Here is a 19,833-nt window from a genome sequence, read left to right on the forward strand (position 1 = left end):
TCTCCATGACGCCCAACGTAAAGCTAACCGGGCGCGGCACCGGAAAGCTGAAAAATAAAACCGCCTTGTCCCCGCGCTCCGGTTGAGCGCTGGGTTAGGTGTCTGCACCATATTATCCTGCTATTGGTGGGCTACATTTAGGCAAGGTGTAGCCTTGCTGGATGAGATTCAATAAAGATTGCACTGCCCACTCCAATTCATCTTGATTACACCAGTACTCTTCGATTTCACCATGTTTTTTGTAGTGTGAGACATTAAATCCATCTTCAATGTCATTAAACCAGAGCACAAGCTCACCAAGTATTGCAACAACCCAAAAACCATTCCCTTCAGTTCCATAGGGCGTCTGCTGCCATTTTTGAGGCAAAATTTTTATCGCTGACCAAAGACGAGACTGTTCTGGATTCATTCGGGCTTCTGCCTGAAGAATCTTATCCCAGATTTGTGATTCTGTGATTGGTTGCCAATCCATTTTGAAAGCACCTAACGTTTGAGTTCAGGGCCTTGCGCGGCTTTATGCGCAAGGTCCCCTGCAACGATGGGTTAGCCCTCACGGCCGAAAACTCTCAGGCCATAGGAAATACGGGCCAAACTTTGGACTCATGCGGAACTCGCCACCAGCTTCCTTTCCTTTGGCGGTGATGTAGTTCTTGCCTTCCTTTACTTCGAGGTATCCGGCCTTCACCAGCCGTTCAATCAGCTCGTTGGTCTTTACTCCGACCTTCTGGGCAAGCTTCGACGTAGTCAGTTTGTCGGGCGTTGAGTCTTCTCCTTCGGCGGAGGACTCTGCTTCCTTTTCGACGGTTTCTACGGAAATGCGGATTTCATCGCTGATGCGGATGATGCGTTGTGCTTCTTCGTAGGCTTCTTTGTAGAGTTCCGGATCTTCGGAGCGGCGAACGAGAACTCCCATTTCATTGTTGTTCACTTGGCTGAACTCATAGAGATTCAGGCTCGTGATGATGCACAGCTCTTCGTTCAGATAGCACTTCGCGTGAAGGTTCTTGCAGAAGCTCGTTCTGAGGTAGGTGAGTTCTCTCAGCCAGTTGATCTCTTCGGGCTGTAGCTCGCTCTTGCCATACACGACGCGCACATCAATCTTGAGGCGGTTCTTGTCTTCGAGGAGTTCCTTGATTCTCTCATTGAGACGAAGAAAGGGACTGATGAGGATGAGCCGATCCTTGGCGCTCTTGATGAGTTCTTCGAGGAAGTAATTCGTCGCGCTTGTGTTCAGGAACTTTGCCATCGTGACTCCGAATGGATGGTGTGGATTTGTGAGGGCTAACGCAAATCTTCAGCCGCGCCCCGCTGCGGCTGCGTGAAAATGAGGTGTAGCGTCCGGGGCGTCGGTCTGAAAGGACTTGTTGGGCCCGGCATTCACTGCTGAAACTCCTCAAACGGAAGCGCAACCGGAGCGAGCAGGAAAGAAACACCATCATCCTTTTGCTTCACATGCCAAAGAATGACTCCCTCAGAAGCGACGCCGAGACTCAGCGGAAAAACGAAGGGGGGCAGCCATAGAAGCTGAATCTTGCCATCACCTGCCCAGCCCGCCTCCAGAAAACGCTCTTTTGCCACTTCTTCATATGCCTCTGTTCTTGATCCGAGAAACTCTTTCGGATCCACGAGGAAGTGAAGGTTGTCGATCCACTCGAATCCATATACCCGGAAGCTTCGGAGTTCTTCCGGTCCGTACGGCACAACGTTGTCTTTCTGTATGGTGAAGCTCATCTGCCGATTCTCAAGAGGCCCAACATAAAGTAGACCCCCTAAAAGGCGCCTTATATTACGCCATTTGTGGGGTATAAACTGATTTCGCTTTCAGGAACCGCCCAAATTTCAAGGCCTTGCTATCTTTAGCGGGGTCGGTCGCCGTTGGTTTTATACACCTGCCCATTATGCCGAGCAAGCCGAAACTATTGGATCAAGTGCGGGACAAAATCCGCGTCAAACATTAGACATTATCGGAAACCACCTTTCATAACCGGAACAGAGGAAAAGGCCGGCTATCAATAACTCTGGTTTCGGCAGTAGCGCCTGTAATTGTGCAGGCCGCAGGCCAATTCAATGACGACATCGTCGTAGCCTTCCTTGGTGTTCCTGAACACGTCTTTGACGACGCGGCACCGCTTGATTCCCGAGAGGATGTGTTCGATGATCACGCGGATGCTTGAGTGGAGCCGGTTGGCCTCCTGGTCGTCGGCCGAAAGCCGGCCGTTGCGCGGCCTCTTCTTCGGCTGGTGGACTGTGACATTCGCCAGTTCGGAGGTAAGCGTCCGGCTGTCCGCATAATTCCCACCGATTAGCGCCTGAGTCACAGTATCGCCATATTCCCGAAGAGGAGGAGATGGCGATGACGAAACAAGAACGAGAGATGCATTGGCGGGTCCTGCTGGAGCAACAGGCAGGGAGTGGGTTGTCGGTGCGCGCTTGGTGTGCGCGTGAGGCGGTCAGCTATGCGGCGTTCATCTACTGGCGTCGACGCGTAGCGCAGCCAGCGGTGGTGGCGCCACTGACGTTGATGCGGGTAGATGGCGGTGAGACAGCAGTCGGTGGTCTGTGGTTGTCGGTGGGCGGGGTTCGCATCGAGGTGAAACCGGGGTTCGATGCCGGGTTGTTGAAGCAGGTGGTGGCCGCATTGGTCTCGTGATGCTGGCGACGATTCTGAGTGCGGCGGCGGTGTATGTGGTGGCCGAGCCGGTCGATTTGCGCAAGTCCATCGATGGTTTGGCGCTGGCGGTGGAGAGCAGTCTGGGGCATTCGCCGTTATCGGGTGCGGTGTTCGTGTTTTTCAACCGGGGCCGGGACAAGGTGAAGCTGTTGTGGTGGGATCGTCACGGTTTCTGGCTGGCCTACAAGCGGCTGGAGAAAGGCCGCTTCCGCAAGCCGGTTCAGGGGACGATTTCGCGCTCGGACCTGCTGCTGTTGCTGGAAGGCGTGGACCTGACGGTGGCCCGTTTCCGCGCGGTTCGCGCGGGTCGGGTCGGCTGAGTCGAAAGTGCCTGAAACCCGCATCAGAGCTGGGCTTTCGGGTGGTCCACCGGGTATAATGGCAGCCATGAATGCCGCCGCTCTCGCCGAAGAAAATCGTACTCTAAAGGCCACCCTGGCCCAGCGCGAGGCGCGCATCGAACGGCTGGAATTCGACCTGGCGCAGCTGAAGAAGCTGCTGTTCGGCGCCCGTTCCGAGCGACTGGCGACCCTCCCCGACATCGACCAACTGCCGCTGTGGGATGAGGTGCCCGAGGACGCCCCCGTCGCCAGTCCGGTGGCGTTCAAGACGGTGGTGGTGCAATCGCCCGCCAAGAATCAACCGAAGCGCACCGCACTGCCGGCGCATCTGCCGCGAGAGATCGTGGTATTGCCGTTGTCGGCACAAGACCGGCAGTGTCCTGCCTGCGGTGAGGAACGGCCGGTGATCGGCTACGAAAGCTCCGAACGCTTGGATTACGTCCCGGCGCAACTGAAGGTCGTGGAAACGCGGCGGGAAAAGTGCGCCTGCGCGAAGTGCCAAGGGCAGTTGACCACGGTACCGGCCCCGCCGCAAATCATCGAGCAGGGCATCCCTCTGCCGGGTCTTCTGGCACATCTGCTGATGGCCAAATACGGCTATCACCTGCCGCTGTACCGCATCGAGCAAATCTTTGCCCACCAGGGTGTCCCCATTGCCCGCACCACGTTGTGCGACTGGGTCATCCAGAGCGGCTGGCAGCTGCAGCCCTTGGTCGAGCGGATGCTGGCGTTGCTCAAGCAACAGCCGGTGATCTTCTCGGACGACACCACTGTGGCGGTGCAGGACCGCGGCAAGACGCGGGAAACCCGGTTTTGGGTATACGCCGGCCACTCGCCGCCCATCGTCGTCTATGACCACACCGAAACCCGGGCGGGCAAGCATCCCAAGGCCAAACTGGAAGGCTACAGCGGCTACCTGCAGGCGGACGCCTATGCCGGTTACGACCAGATCTTCGCCGCGGGCAAGGTCCTGGAAGTGGCGTGCTGGGCGCATGCGCGCCGCAAGTTCTTCGAGATTGCCCGACAGACCGAGAACGGCAAGCGCATCAGCGCCCATGAGGCCTTGGAGTACATCGGCCGGCTCTACGCCATCGAACGGGAGGCCAAAGAACAGCAACTCGACGCCGAAGGCACCCGAAAGCTACGGCAGGAACAGGCGCGGCCGATCCTGGCCGAGTTCAAGGCCTGGCTCGAAGACCGGCTGCGCCAGCTGGCGCCCAAGACCCCCACTGCCCAGGCCATCGGCTATGCCCTCAAGAACTGGCCGGCGCTGGAGCGCTATACCGAAGACGGTCGCCTGGAGATCGACAACAACCGGAGCGAACGGGCCATCCGCCCGCTGACCATCGACCGCAAGAACTGGCTGTTCCTCGGCTCGCCCAAGGGCGGCCAGGTCGCCGCCACCGTCTTCAGCCTGATCCAGACCTGCAAGGAGCTGGGCATCAATCCGGAGGCCTATCTGAAGGATGTCCTCAACCGCCTGCCTTCCACCAAGCAGAAGGACATCGACAGCCTGCTTCCTCACAACTGCAAGCTGCCCGGGGCGTAACAAGCGACCACTTAACCGTTCGCCACTGCGACCACAAGTCCGGGTACCGCCGAACGCTTACGTTCGGAGTGGAAATGGGGTCAGGTCTTGTATTCCAGCATGCTTGATTACAAGACCTGACCCCATTTCCATGGCTGGACACACCTTGCTCACCACCCGCCGTGACGGCGTATCGACATCGAACGAATTGTTCCAGCTAATAGTTTACGGCTTGGCTTCACCAGAGGTCCTGCAATGAGAGGGAACACGCTCGCATGCGTACGATTGACCCGGCCTATAAACATAAGCCGGGTTAATTCGGGGTGGGGATGCCCCACTCGGCGGCAAGCCGCGTCTGCGAGTTGCCCGGATGAAACGCAGTGGGATCCGGGAGAGTCGAGGCATCGATCTTACCTGCGGCCTGCACAATTATAGAAGCCACTGCCGCCATCACAGTTATTGACGGCAGCCGCGGTCCCAAAAGTATATGAAAACCAGTTTCCAATAACGTCCAACTTTCATTGGAACCCCCGATAATGTGAGAAGACTTGCAAATCGGGGCCGGAATTTAACGATGAAATCTCCGTAGCTCGTGTTCTTTTTGATGTCATCGAGTGGAAATGGGGTCAGGTCTTGTATTCCAGCATGCTTGATTACAAGACCTGACCCCATTTCCATGCGTTCAGGCACTAAGTAACCTTGCTCGGCCTGTTTCGACAACCACTTTTCCAGGCTGGCCTGTGCGCTATCGTCGTATTTGGAAAAGCCCAGATAGGTAAGGATATTTTTGCGCTGCTCAGAAAAGGTAGCATCCCGATCAGGCGTATTGATGGTCAGCGAGGGCGGCAATTCAAGCTGGCTGTTAAGGTAGCTCACAATGCGTGGCGACAGGTCGTTGACCTCCACCAGGAAACGGCCATACAGGCGCACGGCACAAAGCTGAATGGCGATGAATAGGCGGGAGTTGGTGCGGTAGCGATTGACTTCTTTCTTGTCGGCTTCTGATAACGTCCAGTCCCTGGCCATTTCCTCATCGGAGAAGTCCTGCGGCAATGTCACTGGCTGGTAACGCTGCCGCTGGGTTAGGAACTTCTCTTTGGCGGTCATCATGAGATCCCGGCTTTATTTCTTGAAGGCGATATTCCAAACCCCTTCAAAACGTTTTCTCAACAAGGGCTCCGGGACGTGTGGGGTAAAAGGCGCGTACTTTTTTACGGCCTTGTAAATCTGCTCTTTCTCCTTACCCTTGATTTCTTTCAACAGGCGCACCGCATCCTGAATGTCTTTGTCATGGCGTGAGGCGTGAACTTTATGGGCCAGGAGTTCTTCCCAGCTCGCGGCTTTTAAGACCAGGAAGGGATGCTGAAAAATAATAACATTGGACGTGGTTTCCAGACCGAAAAAGCTGACGCTGTCATTGAACCACAGCGATTTTTCATCAGCCGCCAACCCCATTTCTTCACCGACCTGCTTGATCAGTTTAATCAGCAGCTGTTTGTTGGCCGGATTCGCGGGAAAGATGGCATCGACATCCTGGGTCATGGCGCGGGAGTGGAAATACATCAAGCTGATAATTCCCCAACAGCAGGTCAGCTCCAATCGCTTATTTTCTTTCTGGAGCAAATCACCCAGGCGATTTAGCGCTTTGGTTAAAGTGTGGATGCTGATCTGTTTGCTGGTGCTGGAATACTGGTACATAAAAGCCCTTATTTGCTGGCAACCGTCCACTCAGAGAACACATAGAACGGAGTGGGATTCAGTGCTGATATGAGATTGTCGTAAAATACAATGTTGAGTTTTCCGATGGGCACCACTGTATACACATCGCTTTGAGGCGCATGCGCGAATTCTATTTTGGGGTGATAGAGTTTGATATGGTCGCCACTGATCGCAAGGTAAAGCGGATTTAATGCCAACGATAAACGCCAGTCACGCTTTTGTTGAAAAGTTAAAGGGCCGTGAATACCATCTTTTTTGCTGTGGATAAGCTCATTTAAATACCGGCTTTTTTGAAAATAATCGGATGGCAACGCCAGTGGTTTACCCTTGCCATTAATATAATGTGAAAGCACCTGCGCCGCTTCCGGGTATACCCACCGCCCCAAAGCAATGCCTGATGATACGAAAACCTTCACCAGTCGCCTATCCGATGGAGTAAGCGTATCTTTGGCGGTCGCCTGCGAAAGTCTGGCGAGTGTTTGATTCACTCGGTTTTCGAGCGTGATTCTGAACATGTTGGAAAAGCGGTCTTCCCCTGCCAGGAGGCTATAGGTAGTCAGCCCTAATGTCAGGCACACCGATAATCCGAACCACCACATCAAACGCCGCTTCATTGCGTGTTCTTTCGCTCCAAGATTAGGCTTTTGTGGTAAGCCGGTTTGGGCGGCGTGCCTGGTGCATAGTCGAAAACAAAACGGTTGGGCGGTTCAAAATAAATATGAGCCACGTACTGATCATTATTGTTGCTGTCTTTATCGTCTATAGACTCGCCAAATAGGGGTGCAACGGTGCTCTCCCCACAATTATCGAATGATGGCTCGGTACCATACAGCTCAAAACTTTCAATTTTTTCGTGCCAACCACTGATACGGTAAACCAGATAATAAGTCTTTTCCTCCACGGAAAGACTGCTAGTGATTGACACAGAATCAGATGTCAAAGAGCATCGACTAACGGAGCCAGAATCAGAGCAGGAAGCCTGACTTAAACAGGCCAGCAGTAAGACAGCGGCATATCGTAGTGTATTGAGACAGTCGTTTATCAAGATCATTGAACGGCACTCCACGTTTCTTGCCACTCGGCAGAATAGTGGAATACTTTCGCAACGCCGATGCGCGTCATATACTCTGACAGGCCGTCAGGTAAAATTAGCTTAAAATCCCCGAGGGGTATCTCGGTGTAATAATCCTTCTTTTCAAAAGGTTCAAAGTCGTAAATGCTTTTGACCGACCACGTCGTTTTTATCCCGCCGCCATTTATGACAAGGTTGAAACTATCTAGGTAAAAATGCCCGTCTGTCTTATGCAGTCGGTGGTTTTTTTGTGCAGCCTCCAATACCCCACTGGGTTTCATTTTGCCTTCAGTCATGTAGTTCATGCGGCGAAGAGGTGCAGCATATTTGCTTTGCCGAAACTCAACATGATCGCAGCGAATATTTGTGAAAGGTTTTCTCTTATTTTTACGTTCAGCAATAAACAATTTCATTGCAGACATAGTAGCAATCACGATTTTCGACGTTTTATAAACTTCTGGATTTATCCTGAGTGGCACACCATTGCCATTCACATAGTGGTTCGCCAACTGGGCAGCTTCTTTTAATCCAGAATAATGCCCTCCCCACCAAAAAGCTTCATACAGCTCTTTTAAAAACTCTTTATCATCCGCATTAAACTCCATCTTTGCTTGAGCTTTGCACGTAAGATAGTCGATTGCCTCTTGCATGATTTTGAGATTACTATCGGAACCAAACTTGACTGCCTTGCCCATATGCCAAAGCGGTGACATAGGTATGTCCACTTTCTTTGCCAAACATGCTTCAGCCTTTTTCTTGAGGTTGTCTTTTTTACTCATGTCATAGATCCCTGTGCTCGAACGATAAAAGTTGTATTGCTGGTATATTTATACAAAAAACATAAAATCGCGTGGCGCAAAAATATTGCGCTTGCTAAAAATGGGTGACACTAGGTCTCCCTCATAAAATTCCCGATATTCTTCCGGGATCACGGAAAACTCTTTCTGTACCGCCGGTACACGCTGACACCAGTCGGGCGCGTTCGCAGGGTGAGATTTCGGCGGCTCTGACCAAACCGCGGCCATGCGCTCCAAGAAGCAAGCCTTCAGCGCATATTTCAACGCATCTTTTTCGTGGGGATCCGGCACTTGAGATAAGTCCCACTCTTTGCGCCAGAAAAGCTGTACGTCATCCATAAAGGCAACGGTGTCTTGTTGAATGGCAGATTCACACATGCGATCCAGAATGCCCCCTGGTGTCAGAACATCCCGTTTAGGAAGTGCATCGACCTCCAGAGAGACGTTTAGGCCCAGCTTGAGTGCCATGTTGACCAGCGCGTCCACACGGAACTCTCTGGCTTTGCCTTTAAGCAAGGCGCTTACTCGTGGCTGGGAAATGCCAAGACGCTCGGCGGCCTCAATTTGGGTCAGATGGTTTTGAACCAGGGTGTCGCGCACAGCACGAGCCAGGGTTGCCCGGATTTTCAGATTCTCTACCTGGATGGCTTCATCATTTAAGGACTGCATCGCGGTACCTCCTGCAAGTACTCAATACCAATTACACACATGATACCATAAGAACTATAAAATATATATTTACTTTAATAGAGTTGTACCTGATGCTAATGCATGGTATTGATAGCCCACTTATTTCTCAAATAAATCCGAATATAAAAACCTTCCATGATCTACGACAAATTTAGCCAAATAACCGATGACCGCATCGTGGCATCGTTGATTGGAATGCCCAAGGCGAAGTTCACAGCCCTCGTCAAAGTATTCGAGTCGGCCGCTCAAGCCATCGATCGAGAGCGTGTCGAAAAGGGCGAGATAAAACACGTCAAACAGGGCGGCCCTAAAGGTTATCTTGATTCTTACGAGAAAAAGCTGTTTTTCGTTTTGTACTATCTGAAAACCTATCCCACTTTTGACGTTCTGGGCTTTCATTTCGGTTTTAGTGGCGGACATGCCCATGCCCACATCGACCGGTTGCTGCCGGTTTTAGTGCGAGCGTTGACAAGCCTCAACGTCATGCCGGAGCGCACGCTAACAACCCCAGAAGAATTCTCTCAACTCATTGATCAATAGAGTTGTACCTGATGCTAATGCATGGTATTGATAGCCCACTTGTTTCTCAAACAAATCCGAATATAAAAACCTTCCATGATCTACGACAAATTTAGCCAAATAACCGATGACCGCATCGTGGCATCGTTGATTGGAATGCCCAAGGCGAAGTTCACAGCCCTCGTCAAAGTATTTGAGTCGGCCGCTCAAGCCATCGATCGAGAGCGTGTCGAAAAGGGCGAGATAAAACACGTCAAACAGGGCGGCCCTAAAGGTTATCTTGATTCTTACGAGAAAAAGCTGTTTTTCGTTTTGTACTATCTGAAAACCTATCCCACTTTTGACGTTCTGGGCTTTCATTTCGGTTTTAGTGGCGGACATGCCCATGCCCACATCGACCGGTTGCTGCCGGTTTTAGTGCGAGCGTTGACAAGCCTCAACGTCATGCCGGAGCGCACGCTAACAACCCCAGAAGAATTCTCTCAACTCATTGATCAATATAAGAACATAGCGATCGATGGCGTGGAGGTCGCTTGCGTTCGACCCCAAGATGAAACTGAACAGGAAAAGCATTACAGCGGAAAAAAAAAGACATACGCTCAAATCCCTCGTAATCTCCGACTTTAATCGAAGGATATTGTTTTTGTGTTGCATTGTGGCAGGCAGCGTACATGACTACACACTCATGAAAGACGTCTTCACACCGGGTTCAGCGTGGTTCGAGAAGGTCAATTTATGGCTTGACTTAGGATTTCTGGGCGCGGACAAAGATTATCAAAGTACCCAAATATATCTACCCCACAAGAAACCTAGAAAATCCAAGAAAAACCCTAATCCGACATTGACGCCTGAGCAGAAGAAACAGAACAGAAAACAAGCCGCCACGCGGGTCATCGTTGAGCATGCCATCGGTGGCATGAAGTTCTTCCACTGCATGATGCATCGGATTAGAAATCATCTGGGTCACTTCGTGGATTATTTTTTCTCACTTTCCGCCGGGCTTTGGAACTACAAAATCTGTTGATTTACAATTGTTTAGCATCGGAAGCAACTCTAATATAAGAACATAGCGATCGATGGCGTGGAGGTCGCTTGCGTTCGACCCCAAGATGAAACTGAACAGGAAAAGCATTACAGCGGAAAAAAAAAGACATACGCTCAAATCCCTCGTAATCTCCGACTTTAATCGAAGGATATTGTTTTTGTGTTGCATTGTGGCAGGCAGCGTACATGACTACACACTCATGAAAGACGTCTTCACGCCGGGTTCAGCGTGGTTCGAGAAGGTCAATTTATGGCTTGACTTAGGATTTCTGGGCGCGGACAAAGATTATCAAAGTACCCAAATATATCTACCCCACAAGAAACCTAGAAAATCCAAGAAAAACCCTAATCCGACATTGACGCCTGAGCAGAAGAAACAGAACAGAAAACAAGCCGCCGCGCGGGTCATCGTTGAGCATGCCATCGGTGGCATGAAGTTCTTCCACTGCATGATGCATCGGATTAGAAATCATCTGGGTCACTTCGTGGATTATTTTTTCTCACTTTCCGCCGGGCTTTGGAACTATAAAATCTGTTGATTTACAATTGTTTAGCATCTGAAACAACTCTATTGGGAAATTACAGTAACCAAAATCAAAGCTGGAAGTTTCCGCACGAGCTCCGTGCGATCAAGATTAGGAAATGTGACCTTGGATAGCGAGGATTTGACGCCAGTCACCAAGGCTCCTGGTTCAGGTTGTAAGCAAAGGGGCGCAGTGCATGAATTTGGTCATATGCTCGGTATAGACGATGAATATTTGAAAAGCAGCCCTCATGTTGGCGATACTCAAAGCATAATGCACTCTTGCGAGGTCGTCAGTATGCGACACAATGAAGGATTTGTGAAATGGCTTAACGAGCAAATTGCCGGGCTTGGACTTAACTAAGATGAAATTTTGGCTTTTTTTTCTGTTCATCACTTACTCAATACTTAACATTTCCTGTGGAGCAAAAAACATGGATAAGATTGACAATGCTCTTGATCAATTAATCGGCTGCAAAACGGACGAGGAAGAGCAACGGGCTGCTGAAAATCTTGCGGATATCATTCGTATAGAAAAGCAAGCTCTGACTTTGACCGTCTATGATGTCACAACCAACAATCCTGTCCCGCTGAATAGTCTCGGAGATGACAATGTCAAATCCATTTATGTGGAAATCAGTGTCGACTCTAAAGCGCCCGACACTCAGCACCGATGGATGCCATTAGATACTCGTAATATTTTTATTCTCCTACGGGAATAGTAGGCATCCGTTACCTCTGAACCCGCGTAATTAGGAGCTACAAACTTAGCTTAACGAAACGCTTAAGCCGACCCGCTTTCGCTACGCTTCAGAGGTCAGCTTAGCTTTGCGTTAGCGCCAATAGTTCGAGAAATTATCAAGGAGATATCATGTATCCGAAAGAGTTTTATATTAGACATTATCGGAAACCACCTTTCATAACCGGAACAGAGGAAAAGGCCGGCTATCAATAACTCTGGTTTCGGCAGTAGCGCCTGTAATTGTGCAGGCCGCAGGCCAATTCAATGACGACATCGTCGTAGCCTTCCTTGGTGTTCCTGAACACGTCTTTGACGACGCGGCACCGCTTGATTCCCGAGAGGATGTGTTCGATGATCACGCGGATGCTTGAGCGGAGCCGGTTGGCCTCCTGGTCGTCGGCCGAAAGCCGGCCGTTGCGCGGCCTCTTCTTCGGCTGGTGGACTGTGACATTCGCCAGTTCGTGTCCCTGGAAGCCGCTGTCGCGATACAACTCGACGCCGTCGGGGAACCGGGTCCCTTCTTCGTCGCAGATCTTCTTGTCGTGCTTCTTGCCCTCATGGGTCGAGCCCAAGTACTTGACCTGCCTGTCCTCCAGGCCGCCGACAAGGTTGTTCTTCACGGTGTGGCATTTTTTTTACCGCTGTAGTGGATGCGTTGCCCTAGGTTGTTGACGGGGCGGTTGATGCGCCTTTCCGTTCCGTCTATGCCCAAGTCCTGCCGCGTCTCCTGCTCCAGCCTGGACAGCATCTCCTCGGTGAGCCGGGCGGGCTTGTGCCCGCGGGCGTCAAGTGTCTTGTTGAGCACCCTGCTCAACCGGTGGATCGTGAAGTTGGCCTGGGGTTGGCTCATGCCGAACAGATGCGCGATGACCTCTTGCAGAGGGTAGGTCTTCAGATAGAACAGGATGAACAGCAGCCGATCGGCCATGCTCGCGATAATCGGCGGACGCCCTCCTTTAGTCAGGTTCCTGCCGGTTTCTTCGTCCCCTGTCGCCGCAAAAGAAACCAAGCGTTCCTCAAACTCGGAGGCCTTCAGACTGGTCATGGCCATCAATGTCTTCGGCTTTTGCTTCACGTCTTCGTAGGAAACCATACTCTTGCCCTTAGTTCTCTTAAGTTCTCTTCGTTATTCAATGACAGACTGTCATGCTAGTTTCCGATAATGTCTAATACATAAGGTTACGAGAAATGGCACCTCCAAAAATTCCAGACACCATTGCGCATTACGATGTCCGACGTAGAGATTCTCTCTGGTCGATCTCCATTAGAGTTGTTTCCGATGCTAAACAATTGTAAATCAACAGATTTTGTAGTTCCAAAGCCCGGCGGAAAGTGAGAAGAAATAATCCACGAAGTGATCCAGGTGATTTCTAATCCGATGCATCAAGCAGTGGAAGAACTTCATGCCACCGATGGCATGCTCAACGATGACCCGCGTGGCGGCTTGTTTTCTGTTCTGTTTCTTCTGCTCAGGCGTCAATGTCGGATTAGGGTTTTTCTTGGATTTTCTAGGTTTCTTGTATGGTAGATATATTTGGGTGCTTTGATAATCTTTGTCCGCCCCCAGAAATCCTAAGTCAAGCCATAAATTGACCTTCTCGAACCACGCTGAATCCGGCGTGAAGACGTCTTTCATGAGTGTGTAGTCATGTACGCTGCCTGCCACAATGCAACACAAAAACAATATCCTTCGATTAAAGTCGGAGATTACGAGGGATTTGAGCGTATGTCTTTTTTTTTCCGCTGTAATGCTTTTCCTGTTCAGTTTCATCTTGGGGTCGAACGCAAGCGACCTCCACGCCATCGATCGCTATGTTCTTATATTGATCAATGAGTTGAGAGAATTCTTCTGGGGTTGTTAGCGTGCGCTCCGGCATGACGTTGAGGCTTGTCAACGCTCGCACTAAAACCGGCAGCAACCGGTCGATGTGGGCATGGGCATGTCCGCCACTAAAACCGAAATGAAAGCCCAGAACGTCAAAAGTGGGATAGGTTTTCAGATAGTACAAAACGAAAAACAGCTTTTTCTCGTAAGAATCAAGATAACCTTTAGGGCCGCCCTGTTTGACGTGTTTTATCTCGCCCTTTTCGACACGCTCTCGATCGATGGCTTGAGCGGCCGACTCGAATACTTTGACGAGGGCTGTGAACTTCGCCTTGGGCATTCCAATCAACGCTGCCACGATGCGGTCATCGGTTATTTGGCTAAATTTGTCGTAGATCATGGAAGGTTTTTATATTCGGATTTGTTTGAGAAACAAGTGGGCTATCAATACCATGCATTAGCATCAGGTACAACTCTATTCACCAATTGGGATATGGCCCTTTAGCCGATGATTTAGCCAAACTGAATGGACTGAAGCCCAAGGCGATACTGCAGATTGGTCAACGGCTTATAGTGCCTGACTATCGGCGCTATGATCTAACGGTGAAATATATGCTTTCGGAAATGGTTAATAATGCCAATGGCCCCGAAGCCAAAGTAATCACCGATGCTATCACTCGGAGCAAACAATTAAAAAACGACAGTGACCAAGCACATGAAGACATGAAGAAGGCCCAGTGGTACGAGCTATTCCGAATATATGGCGATCTAGCTATTTTCAATGCGACGATACGGCAATCCGGTATTGCGATGGCCGAAGCGGAAGCCCGTTGGTTTTTGCAGGTTAGGGAGAATGGCCCTTGGGATCACAAGCCGATTTTACATAAAATGTATGAATCGATGGGTACTCCGCCGCGTCCATTTGGAACTTTGGGGCGAGCCTTCCACTTTCCAATTCGTGGCGATGTTTTTCATGAATATTATTACGATGTTTGGTCGAACATTCATTATGGGTATGTTGGAACGAAATGTGGCTTTGATGAAAAAACGCTTCAGGATGGCGCGGCGTCTGGGCTTCCAGGCGCAGGCGACAATGACGAGGGTGACGTCATCAGCGTAAAAATTGGTGTCGACCTGTGGAAAAGTGTCGGAATCAATCTTACTCAGGAAACGCTTCGGAAAGCCATCATATCTCAAGCATCGAACTATATATCTGCTCGGAATCGAGAGATTAGTAAAGGAGTAAAAGCGGAAGATGCGACGAATGTTGTCATTACCAATAACGACTATAAAGAGCCCGCTGACTAAAGCTTCAATATGAATGAAACAACCAAACTAAAAGCATTGCCTTTGTCGATGTGCAAAGTCTTATATTTCCTGTTTCCAATCCCCGTGGCTTTGCTAGCGCTAAGCCTCATGAGCATGTACATGAAGTACTACGACATCGGCGTTAATTCTGGTGCCAATAATGGCTTTCTTGTTTTTATTGTCGGGCCAGTTTTGCTAATCGTCCTTTTCATCACGGCGGCAACTAGCCTATATCTTGCGAATCGCTGTCATAAACCTCTGTGGCTGGGGATGCTATTTGGCAATGTGTTGGTTTTCATTATTGGGATTGGCGCATTTATAATCCAGGCACAGTCATACTCGGATTACCCAACCGAGAAACCTCAAAATATGACGCTATTCTTGAAATACTATGTAAATGAATTGGGCGGAATGCAGTGAAAGTCCAACACATTGAAGCCGTGAAGTTGGGCTTAGCTATTGCTCAGCCCAAGCTACAAACTAGTACGGTAGGGCGGGTTAGGTGGTACTCCACCGTAACCCGCCGCAGACCGCGGAAAGGCGGGTTAGGCGAGTACGCTAACCCGCCCTACGGCCTTCAGGAATGGAAGGCCGAAAGATCGGTGAAATAGTCGGTCAGTTGCGCCTCGGTGAGCGCATCGATCCGGAGATCGAAGTACCCGCCGGCCCGCCGGCCCGGCGGATGGTGCGGGCATAGGTGTCGATGGTGTTCGGTTGCAGGCCCTTGAGCTTGAGATGCTTGAGGTGGGATTGATAAAGGCGGTCGAAGTCCGCTGCGGATGGAGAACTCATGTGTCGTAACCTCGAGATTTTCTGCTTAAACTCTCCCGATTGGGGGCGTGAGGTTACATTTTATCCATGGGGCCTAAGATGCCTTTACTTCTCCGCAAAGCGGCTCCGTCCAACAACCGCGTCAACAAGGGCGCCCAAAAGCGTCGCTCTTTCCTCGCTATGCTTTTGGTCGCCTGTTACGTGAAACGTGAACCCCCATCACAGGAGTTTTATGCCAAACTTGTATTCGTACAACACCCTTACCAATCTCACCCGAGAAGAGTTGTTTTTGTGGATTGCCGTTGACCAAACGCTTGAGCAGCTTGGAGGCGCAGATGCTGCGGCAGCACTAGCTGTTCTTTCCGGACAGCCTTTCTGCCAACCAGAGGAAAATTCGCGGGTGCGACAAAGGGAACTTCGGTGGCATCAGTAGTTTCTAGGCGCTTGATCAAGCATCAACTGCCGTTTGCCTTGCCAACATTAACCGGCGCCAGTCTCTCCACGCTAAAAATCACATTCACAAAGAGTCTTGGCGCCTTTGTTGGTCGACTCGTTCCTGGCGTTGGATGGGCGATATTGACATACGATGTCGTGCAGATCATTCGTAATAGTGTTTTTCAATACAACTTGCGTGCTTTGAAGGAAGACAGACTATGGTGACCAACAAAGACACTATCTGGTCCCGTATCGTTGCTCTCGTTGAGAAGCTTCCAACCAAGGGATTTTCGCGCGTCATGGGTTCACAGGAACTGACGAGAAACACCGACCTCGTCTCCGACCTCGGTCTTACTGGCGACGATGCCTTTGAGTTCATGGAACAATATGCCACTCTCTTCGCAGTAAAAAAGGGAGACTACGACTCAACCAATTACTTCGAGGCAGAAGGTCTGTGGCTTCTCCCTCGGTTGAGAAAGCAAAAACCAAAGATGCGGATCACACTCGGGATGCTTGAGGCGGCTGCTCGCGAAGGCGAATGGAATTCTGCAAAACTTAACCAAGTATCCTCAGAGTCTTCAGGCAAGGCTGGCGGCTAACGAATAAGGTTAGATCGTGAGAGCGAAGCGGAGCTCTCCACGATCTGAACCGTTTGTTGGACGAGCCCGTTAGAGGCAATAAAGGAGCGTTAAAGGCGGCAGGTGGGGCGAGGGTAGCCAAAAAACCGCTTGACAACCTGAAAGGCAGGATATAGGAAAAAATATCTTTTTGCGGTGGATTCTCTTGCTAAAACAAAAAGATACGTTTTTGGCGGCGAAATCCACGCTGGCAGCGTATCGTGTTTCGTCCGATCGAACAAGCAGGAGTCTTCCTCCTCGGTGGGCGCGAGCTTGCATTTGGGCGCTGCGCGCTGGTACCGGCAAGATTCCGACGATTCCAGTACCGCGCTGGAATCCATGGGCGTATACACAAGTCCAATCCTAGTCACTTTGGCGCGGCAATTCACCTCAGCCAGCTCTGGCTTCGGAGCCTTTCTCCGCGAAGCGGCTCTGTCCAACAAGCCGTTGCAGGGCAGCGTTAGCAAATCACAATTTCTAGGTTCGTTTCTTGCCCCTAAGGAGGACTCAACATGACAACTATCGGCGATATTCTGGACGAATTTTTCTCTCCTCTTTCAAGAGAGCGGCTTTGGATCATGCCGGAAAGCGATAGTTACCGCGCATTGTGTGCCAATGGAGGCCCGTGATCGACGCCGTCGCGCACCAAGAATCACCTCCGAATGAACTGCTCCACCTGGAGCGGCAGGTACACGACAAACCCGACCTGGAGGCCAACCATGACCGATGCGCCCAAGCCAAGCGCCTACGCGACTTCGTGCCGAGCCCTCCGGGAACGGACCCGCAAACCTGCCAGAACGCATTTGTTGTCTATGTCGGCAGTAAGGCCGCCGATTTCGTGCTTCCGGGCACTCACCCCGAAATTCAGACCCGCAATCTCTACACCTGCTCGATCGGGTCGTTTAATCTCTACACGACTGCCGACCGGGTCGATTGCGCGGCCAAGACCGCGACAATGGATTTCTGGATGTACAACAATATGAGCAGGCGATCCTTCGGGCGGTTTGCGGACGACCCGGCATTCCGCTTGAGCGGCATGCGGTCCCAGTACATGTGGTGGAACTGGAAGGAATCTGTCGATTGGAAATCCGGAACGATGCGCGTCATTCCAAGGACCGGTGTGGAGAGGAGGTGGTAATGCGAGCAAACGCAATGAAGAGAATCGGAGTCTTCGCTGTGCTGGCTCTGCTCGTTCTGTGGTCAGCGCTGCGGGTGGAGGCACAGGTTGTCCTTGCCGAGCGCGAGCAAGTGACGCTCGGCTCCGTTCGGGGCGGCGACCGTACGGTTTCGTTGATGATCGCGTATCAGGCCGATTCGGCGTTGCTCGTGGCGGCAGTTCCCGGAAGCGACGGTAACCCGCGATACATCCCGCTCATCGGATCAACGTATCGCGGCGTGCACACGTTCCGGCTCGACGTGCTCTCACCCGATTCTAGCGATGATATGTGGATCCGGACGTCCGGGCCGCGGAGCGAAGTGTTGGCTTATTATCATTTCGGAGCCGAAACCGCTTTGACCCAGTTTGGTCGCGTCAAACTGTTAGAAACGCCGTTTCCGGAGCATCTGAGTGGCGGTCCGGTCCCGTTTCCAAAAGAGGACCCGGATGCTTCCCGGGTCAGGGCGAGCTTCTATCACTACGACGATGAGTGATTGTCACCCCAAAGCTCGGGGCGGATAGGCCATACGGCTCCCATAGAGCAGTATGGGAAAAGGGAACGCTACCCTTTTCGGACAACGATGGCTAATCGGGTAGCTGGGGGTGTTTAGCCCCCAGCCCCACGGCACCCCGCATGCGGGTCCGCGCGGGGCGCTTCCTCCGGAGCTGAAAGGTCACCGACAAATGGCGACCTCCAACGCTGGCTACGGTTCGAACCGCCAAGGCCGTTTCACCCGGTCGGGTGCGATACGGGCGCTGGGGTCCGTCCGGCTCTCTCGTTGCCGAAGGTTCCGAGCTATATGGGGATTTCATTGTTAAATTCCGGCCCCGATTTACTAGTCTTCTCAAATAATCGGGATATCCAATGAAAGTGACGGCAGGAGTTTTTGCGCACCTACTGTTTGCATGTGGATTTCTTGTATTTATTGCTATGCCTAGCAATAAATACACATGGATGCAAGAAATGGAGCCATCTATTTCGACATTACCGGCTGATGATGGCTTTGCGGATAGAACGATATTCACACTCCTGCTTTTGATCGTCATCGTCGCGGCACAACTAGGAATCGTCTTCACTTCTGAAAGCAAGAAGGAAAAAGGGATTTCAATAGTCCTTGTATTAGTGGCGATCGCCGCATGGTTGCTACGTTTTTGGCAATGAAACTGTCCAACATCGCGGTCGAGAGGGACGCTCCGCCAGGCGGGCTTCGCCCGCTCACTCCACGCCCCTCACCTTGAACGTTGGAAGGCAGCCTATCGCGTTCCTGCTCAAAGGACGCTCTCGGTAACTGCAAGGAGAGTTTCAGTGAAGTATCTTCGTAAGCGTCCGGCTGTCCGCATAATTCCCACCGATTAGCGCCTGAGTCACAGTATCGCCATATTCCCGAAGAGGAGGAGATGGCGATGACGAAACAAGAACGAGAGATGCATTGGCGAGTCCTGCTGGAGCAACAGGCAGGGAGTGGGTTGTCGGTGCGCGCTTGGTGTGCGCGCGAGGCGGTCAGCTATGCGGCGTTCATCTACTGGCGTCGACGCGTAGCGCAGCCAGCGGTGGTGGCGCCACTGACGTTGATGCGGGTAGATGGCGGTGAGACAGCAGTCGGTGGTCTGTGGTTGTCGGTGGGCGGGGTTCGCATCGAGGTGAAACCGGGGTTCGATGCCGGGTTGTTGAAGCAGGTGGTGGCCGCATTGGTCTCGTGATGCTGGCGACGATTCTGAGTGCGGCGGCGGTGTATGTGGTGGCCGAGCCGGTCGATTTGCGCAAGTCCATCGATGGTTTGGCGCTGGCGGTGGAGAGCAGTCTGGGGTATTCGCCGTTATCGGGTGCGGTGTTCGTGTTTTTCAACCGGGGCCGGGACAAGGTGAAGCTGTTGTGGTGGGATCGTCACGGTTTCTGGCTGGCCTACAAGCGGCTGGAGAAAGGCCGCTTCCGCAAGCCGGTTCAGGGGACGATTTCGCGCTCGGACCTGCTGCTGTTGCTGGAAGGCGTGGACCTGACGGTGGCCCGTTTCCGCGCGGTTCGCGCGGGTCGGGTCGGCTGAGTCGAAAGTGCCTGAAACCCGCATCAGAGCTGG

At 51.7% G+C, this 19,833-nt stretch carries 33 protein-coding genes; 18 read left to right on the plus strand and 15 right to left on the minus strand.

Annotation, left to right across the window (positions count from 1 at the left end; genetic code table 11):
• Positions 1 to 112: 112 nt before the first annotated feature.
• The 4 genes from sS8_RS24525 to sS8_RS24540 all read right to left on the minus strand — a co-directional run bounded on the left by sS8_RS24525 (position 113) and on the right by sS8_RS24540 (position 2,318).
• A complete protein-coding gene (locus tag sS8_RS24525; protein WP_119632066.1) occupies positions 113 to 472 on the minus strand; it encodes a hypothetical protein in 360 nt (119 codons plus the stop codon).
• Between the two features lie 78 nt (positions 473 to 550).
• Positions 551 to 1,246 (minus strand): phospholipase D family protein, encoded by a 696-nt coding sequence (locus tag sS8_RS24530; RefSeq protein ID WP_119627862.1) that lies wholly within the window; start codon positions 1,244 to 1,246, stop codon positions 551 to 553.
• A 131-nt stretch (positions 1,247 to 1,377) separates the two neighbouring features.
• Positions 1,378 to 1,731 carry a hypothetical protein gene (locus sS8_RS24535; protein WP_119632067.1) on the minus strand — a complete coding sequence of 118 codons (354 nt, stop codon included), beginning with the start codon at positions 1,729 to 1,731 and terminating at the stop codon, positions 1,378 to 1,380.
• Between the two features lie 278 nt (positions 1,732 to 2,009).
• Positions 2,010 to 2,318, minus strand: coding sequence for a transposase family protein (locus sS8_RS24540; protein WP_170161246.1), 309 nt, complete (start codon positions 2,316 to 2,318; stop codon positions 2,010 to 2,012).
• A gap of 29 nt (positions 2,319 to 2,347) precedes the next feature.
• Between sS8_RS24540 and tnpA (sS8_RS24545) the strand changes: the two genes are divergently transcribed.
• From tnpA (sS8_RS24545) to tnpC, 3 genes are read left to right on the plus strand one after another with little or no spacing between them, the layout of a single operon-like run.
• On the plus strand, positions 2,348 to 2,650 hold the full coding sequence (gene tnpA, locus sS8_RS24545; protein ID WP_119627851.1) for an IS66 family insertion sequence element accessory protein TnpA: 303 nt from the start codon (positions 2,348 to 2,350) through the stop codon (positions 2,648 to 2,650).
• The gene (gene tnpB / locus sS8_RS24550) at positions 2,650 to 2,991 is read left to right on the plus strand and encodes an IS66 family insertion sequence element accessory protein TnpB (RefSeq protein ID WP_119627852.1); all 342 of its coding nucleotides are present in this window, start codon (positions 2,650 to 2,652) and stop codon (positions 2,989 to 2,991) included. Before tnpA (sS8_RS24545) ends, tnpB (sS8_RS24550) begins: the two co-directional genes overlap by 1 nt.
• Before the next feature lie 58 nt (positions 2,992 to 3,049).
• Positions 3,050 to 4,561, plus strand: a complete 1,512-nt coding sequence (gene tnpC / locus sS8_RS24555) for an IS66 family transposase (protein WP_119630943.1) — start codon at positions 3,050 to 3,052, stop codon at positions 4,559 to 4,561.
• Positions 4,562 to 4,996: 435 nt separating this feature from the next.
• Here tnpC and sS8_RS28815 read toward each other — a convergent pair whose 3' ends face one another.
• The 6 genes from sS8_RS28815 to sS8_RS24585 all read right to left on the minus strand — a co-directional run bounded on the left by sS8_RS28815 (position 4,997) and on the right by sS8_RS24585 (position 8,797).
• Positions 4,997 to 5,650, minus strand: coding sequence for a DUF4158 domain-containing protein (locus tag sS8_RS28815; RefSeq protein ID WP_197716624.1), 654 nt, complete (start codon positions 5,648 to 5,650; stop codon positions 4,997 to 4,999).
• 12 nt (positions 5,651 to 5,662) lie between these two features.
• Positions 5,663 to 6,238 (minus strand): hypothetical protein, encoded by a 576-nt coding sequence (locus sS8_RS24565; RefSeq protein WP_119632069.1) that lies wholly within the window; start codon positions 6,236 to 6,238, stop codon positions 5,663 to 5,665.
• Positions 6,239 to 6,246: 8 nt separating this feature from the next.
• Positions 6,247 to 6,873: a hypothetical protein gene (locus sS8_RS24570; protein ID WP_119632070.1), complete on the minus strand. Its 627-nt coding sequence runs from the start codon at positions 6,871 to 6,873 to the stop codon at positions 6,247 to 6,249.
• Complete coding sequence (locus tag sS8_RS24575) at positions 6,870 to 7,160, minus strand: hypothetical protein (RefSeq protein WP_119632071.1); 291 nt, start codon at positions 7,158 to 7,160, stop codon at positions 6,870 to 6,872. The genes sS8_RS24570 and sS8_RS24575 overlap by 4 nt, the downstream gene beginning before the upstream one ends.
• Positions 7,161 to 7,306: 146 nt before the next feature.
• The gene (locus sS8_RS24580) at positions 7,307 to 8,110 is read right to left on the minus strand and encodes a hypothetical protein (RefSeq protein WP_119632072.1); all 804 of its coding nucleotides are present in this window, start codon (positions 8,108 to 8,110) and stop codon (positions 7,307 to 7,309) included.
• 48 nt (positions 8,111 to 8,158) lie between these two features.
• Positions 8,159 to 8,797 (minus strand): helix-turn-helix domain-containing protein, encoded by a 639-nt coding sequence (locus tag sS8_RS24585; RefSeq protein WP_119632073.1) that lies wholly within the window; start codon positions 8,795 to 8,797, stop codon positions 8,159 to 8,161.
• 156 nt (positions 8,798 to 8,953) lie between these two features.
• On the opposite strand from sS8_RS24585, the gene sS8_RS24590 reads away from it, so the two are divergent.
• From sS8_RS24590 to sS8_RS24610, 6 genes are all read left to right on the plus strand, one after another.
• Positions 8,954 to 9,358 (plus strand): helix-turn-helix domain-containing protein, encoded by a 405-nt coding sequence (locus tag sS8_RS24590; protein ID WP_119632074.1) that lies wholly within the window; start codon positions 8,954 to 8,956, stop codon positions 9,356 to 9,358.
• Positions 9,359 to 9,433: 75 nt separating this feature from the next.
• A complete protein-coding gene (locus sS8_RS24595; protein WP_119628746.1) occupies positions 9,434 to 9,964 on the plus strand; it encodes a helix-turn-helix domain-containing protein in 531 nt (176 codons plus the stop codon).
• Positions 9,888 to 10,361, plus strand: coding sequence for a transposase family protein (locus sS8_RS24600; protein WP_170161106.1), 474 nt, complete (start codon positions 9,888 to 9,890; stop codon positions 10,359 to 10,361). Before sS8_RS24595 ends, sS8_RS24600 begins: the two co-directional genes overlap by 77 nt.
• Positions 10,362 to 10,446: 85 nt before the next feature.
• Positions 10,447 to 10,920 (plus strand): transposase family protein, encoded by a 474-nt coding sequence (locus tag sS8_RS24605; RefSeq protein ID WP_170161247.1) that lies wholly within the window; start codon positions 10,447 to 10,449, stop codon positions 10,918 to 10,920.
• A 111-nt stretch (positions 10,921 to 11,031) separates the two neighbouring features.
• A complete protein-coding gene (locus sS8_RS27840) occupies positions 11,032 to 11,268 on the plus strand; it encodes a hypothetical protein (protein WP_145986673.1) in 237 nt (78 codons plus the stop codon).
• Between the two features lie 70 nt (positions 11,269 to 11,338).
• Entirely contained in the window at positions 11,339 to 11,626 is a 288-nt protein-coding gene (locus sS8_RS24610; protein ID WP_145986674.1) for a hypothetical protein, read from the plus strand.
• A gap of 226 nt (positions 11,627 to 11,852) precedes the next feature.
• Here the strand turns inward: sS8_RS24610 and sS8_RS24615 are convergent, their stop codons facing one another.
• The 4 genes from sS8_RS24615 to sS8_RS24630 all read right to left on the minus strand — a co-directional run bounded on the left by sS8_RS24615 (position 11,853) and on the right by sS8_RS24630 (position 13,871).
• Positions 11,853 to 12,266 carry a transposase family protein gene (locus sS8_RS24615; RefSeq protein WP_119628027.1) on the minus strand — a complete coding sequence of 138 codons (414 nt, stop codon included), beginning with the start codon at positions 12,264 to 12,266 and terminating at the stop codon, positions 11,853 to 11,855.
• Positions 12,263 to 12,739: a helix-turn-helix domain-containing protein gene (locus sS8_RS24620; RefSeq protein ID WP_119631593.1), complete on the minus strand. Its 477-nt coding sequence runs from the start codon at positions 12,737 to 12,739 to the stop codon at positions 12,263 to 12,265. Before sS8_RS24620 ends, sS8_RS24615 begins: the two co-directional genes overlap by 4 nt.
• 204 nt (positions 12,740 to 12,943) lie before the next feature.
• Positions 12,944 to 13,450, minus strand: coding sequence for a transposase family protein (locus sS8_RS24625; RefSeq protein WP_119632077.1), 507 nt, complete (start codon positions 13,448 to 13,450; stop codon positions 12,944 to 12,946).
• Entirely contained in the window at positions 13,341 to 13,871 is a 531-nt protein-coding gene (locus sS8_RS24630) for a helix-turn-helix domain-containing protein (protein ID WP_119632078.1), read from the minus strand. Before sS8_RS24630 ends, sS8_RS24625 begins: the two co-directional genes overlap by 110 nt.
• 86 nt (positions 13,872 to 13,957) lie before the next feature.
• On the opposite strand from sS8_RS24630, the gene sS8_RS24635 reads away from it, so the two are divergent.
• Both sS8_RS24635 and sS8_RS24640 read left to right on the plus strand, forming a co-directional pair.
• Complete coding sequence (locus sS8_RS24635) at positions 13,958 to 14,779, plus strand: polymorphic toxin type 44 domain-containing protein (RefSeq protein ID WP_119632079.1); 822 nt, start codon at positions 13,958 to 13,960, stop codon at positions 14,777 to 14,779.
• A 120-nt stretch (positions 14,780 to 14,899) separates the two neighbouring features.
• Positions 14,900 to 15,199 (plus strand): hypothetical protein, encoded by a 300-nt coding sequence (locus tag sS8_RS24640; protein ID WP_170161250.1) that lies wholly within the window; start codon positions 14,900 to 14,902, stop codon positions 15,197 to 15,199.
• Positions 15,200 to 15,394: 195 nt separating this feature from the next.
• Here the strand turns inward: sS8_RS24640 and sS8_RS24645 are convergent, their stop codons facing one another.
• Positions 15,395 to 15,571 carry a hypothetical protein gene (locus sS8_RS24645; RefSeq protein WP_197716625.1) on the minus strand — a complete coding sequence of 59 codons (177 nt, stop codon included), beginning with the start codon at positions 15,569 to 15,571 and terminating at the stop codon, positions 15,395 to 15,397.
• Between the two features lie 354 nt (positions 15,572 to 15,925).
• On the opposite strand from sS8_RS24645, the gene sS8_RS28820 reads away from it, so the two are divergent.
• The 7 genes from sS8_RS28820 (at position 15,926) to tnpB (sS8_RS24680) (ending at position 19,800) form a co-directional block, all read left to right on the plus strand.
• Positions 15,926 to 16,210, plus strand: coding sequence for an STM2901 family protein (locus tag sS8_RS28820; protein ID WP_408631183.1), 285 nt, complete (start codon positions 15,926 to 15,928; stop codon positions 16,208 to 16,210).
• Positions 16,204 to 16,584, plus strand: a complete 381-nt coding sequence (locus tag sS8_RS24655; protein ID WP_119632081.1) for a DUF1493 family protein — start codon at positions 16,204 to 16,206, stop codon at positions 16,582 to 16,584. The genes sS8_RS28820 and sS8_RS24655 overlap by 7 nt, the downstream gene beginning before the upstream one ends.
• A 643-nt stretch (positions 16,585 to 17,227) precedes the next feature.
• Positions 17,228 to 17,740, plus strand: coding sequence for a hypothetical protein (locus sS8_RS24660; RefSeq protein ID WP_119632082.1), 513 nt, complete (start codon positions 17,228 to 17,230; stop codon positions 17,738 to 17,740).
• On the plus strand, positions 17,740 to 18,252 hold the full coding sequence (locus sS8_RS24665; RefSeq protein ID WP_119632083.1) for a hypothetical protein: 513 nt from the start codon (positions 17,740 to 17,742) through the stop codon (positions 18,250 to 18,252). Before sS8_RS24660 ends, sS8_RS24665 begins: the two co-directional genes overlap by 1 nt.
• A 371-nt stretch (positions 18,253 to 18,623) precedes the next feature.
• Positions 18,624 to 18,920: a hypothetical protein gene (locus sS8_RS24670; RefSeq protein WP_119632084.1), complete on the plus strand. Its 297-nt coding sequence runs from the start codon at positions 18,624 to 18,626 to the stop codon at positions 18,918 to 18,920.
• 236 nt (positions 18,921 to 19,156) lie between these two features.
• Positions 19,157 to 19,459, plus strand: a complete 303-nt coding sequence (gene tnpA / locus sS8_RS24675) for an IS66 family insertion sequence element accessory protein TnpA (RefSeq protein ID WP_119627851.1) — start codon at positions 19,157 to 19,159, stop codon at positions 19,457 to 19,459.
• The gene (tnpB, locus tag sS8_RS24680; RefSeq protein ID WP_119628541.1) at positions 19,459 to 19,800 is read left to right on the plus strand and encodes an IS66 family insertion sequence element accessory protein TnpB; all 342 of its coding nucleotides are present in this window, start codon (positions 19,459 to 19,461) and stop codon (positions 19,798 to 19,800) included. Before tnpA (sS8_RS24675) ends, tnpB (sS8_RS24680) begins: the two co-directional genes overlap by 1 nt.
• Positions 19,801 to 19,833 lie beyond the last annotated feature (33 nt).

Source organism: Methylocaldum marinum, from assembly GCF_003584645.1.
GTDB classification, from domain to species: domain Bacteria; phylum Pseudomonadota; class Gammaproteobacteria; order Methylococcales; family Methylococcaceae; genus Methylocaldum; species Methylocaldum marinum.

Coding starts and splice junctions, on each gene's coding strand:
- sS8_RS24610 (WP_145986674.1), top strand. CDS start 11,339: ATGGATAAGATTGACAATGCTCTTGATCAATTAATCGGCTGCAAAACG.
- sS8_RS24570 (WP_119632070.1), bottom strand. CDS start 6,873: ATGAAGCGGCGTTTGATGTGGTGGTTCGGATTATCGGTGTGCCTGACA.
- tnpA (WP_119627851.1), top strand. CDS start 2,348: ATGGCGATGACGAAACAAGAACGAGAGATGCATTGGCGGGTCCTGCTG.
- sS8_RS24525 (WP_119632066.1), bottom strand. CDS start 472: ATGGATTGGCAACCAATCACAGAATCACAAATCTGGGATAAGATTCTT.
- sS8_RS24595 (WP_119628746.1), top strand. CDS start 9,434: ATGATCTACGACAAATTTAGCCAAATAACCGATGACCGCATCGTGGCA.
- sS8_RS24605 (WP_170161247.1), top strand. CDS start 10,447: ATGAAACTGAACAGGAAAAGCATTACAGCGGAAAAAAAAAGACATACG.
- sS8_RS24640 (WP_170161250.1), top strand. CDS start 14,900: ATGAAGTACTACGACATCGGCGTTAATTCTGGTGCCAATAATGGCTTT.
- sS8_RS24670 (WP_119632084.1), top strand. CDS start 18,624: ATGAAAGTGACGGCAGGAGTTTTTGCGCACCTACTGTTTGCATGTGGA.
- sS8_RS24625 (WP_119632077.1), bottom strand. CDS start 13,450: ATGGCGTGGAGGTCGCTTGCGTTCGACCCCAAGATGAAACTGAACAGG.
- sS8_RS24665 (WP_119632083.1), top strand. CDS start 17,740: ATGCGAGCAAACGCAATGAAGAGAATCGGAGTCTTCGCTGTGCTGGCT.
- sS8_RS24580 (WP_119632072.1), bottom strand. CDS start 8,110: ATGAGTAAAAAAGACAACCTCAAGAAAAAGGCTGAAGCATGTTTGGCA.
- sS8_RS24620 (WP_119631593.1), bottom strand. CDS start 12,739: ATGGTTTCCTACGAAGACGTGAAGCAAAAGCCGAAGACATTGATGGCC.
- sS8_RS24630 (WP_119632078.1), bottom strand. CDS start 13,871: ATGATCTACGACAAATTTAGCCAAATAACCGATGACCGCATCGTGGCA.
- tnpA (WP_119627851.1), top strand. CDS start 19,157: ATGGCGATGACGAAACAAGAACGAGAGATGCATTGGCGAGTCCTGCTG.
- sS8_RS24585 (WP_119632073.1), bottom strand. CDS start 8,797: ATGCAGTCCTTAAATGATGAAGCCATCCAGGTAGAGAATCTGAAAATC.
- sS8_RS24645 (WP_197716625.1), bottom strand. CDS start 15,571: ATGAGTTCTCCATCCGCAGCGGACTTCGACCGCCTTTATCAATCCCAC.
- sS8_RS24530 (WP_119627862.1), bottom strand. CDS start 1,246: ATGGCAAAGTTCCTGAACACAAGCGCGACGAATTACTTCCTCGAAGAA.
- sS8_RS24565 (WP_119632069.1), bottom strand. CDS start 6,238: ATGTACCAGTATTCCAGCACCAGCAAACAGATCAGCATCCACACTTTA.
- sS8_RS24590 (WP_119632074.1), top strand. CDS start 8,954: ATGATCTACGACAAATTTAGCCAAATAACCGATGACCGCATCGTGGCA.
- sS8_RS24535 (WP_119632067.1), bottom strand. CDS start 1,731: ATGAGCTTCACCATACAGAAAGACAACGTTGTGCCGTACGGACCGGAA.
- sS8_RS28815 (WP_197716624.1), bottom strand. CDS start 5,650: ATGATGACCGCCAAAGAGAAGTTCCTAACCCAGCGGCAGCGTTACCAG.
- tnpB (WP_119628541.1), top strand. CDS start 19,459: ATGCTGGCGACGATTCTGAGTGCGGCGGCGGTGTATGTGGTGGCCGAG.
- sS8_RS24655 (WP_119632081.1), top strand. CDS start 16,204: ATGGTGACCAACAAAGACACTATCTGGTCCCGTATCGTTGCTCTCGTT.
- tnpB (WP_119627852.1), top strand. CDS start 2,650: ATGCTGGCGACGATTCTGAGTGCGGCGGCGGTGTATGTGGTGGCCGAG.
- sS8_RS24600 (WP_170161106.1), top strand. CDS start 9,888: ATGAAACTGAACAGGAAAAGCATTACAGCGGAAAAAAAAAGACATACG.
- tnpC (WP_119630943.1), top strand. CDS start 3,050: ATGGCAGCCATGAATGCCGCCGCTCTCGCCGAAGAAAATCGTACTCTA.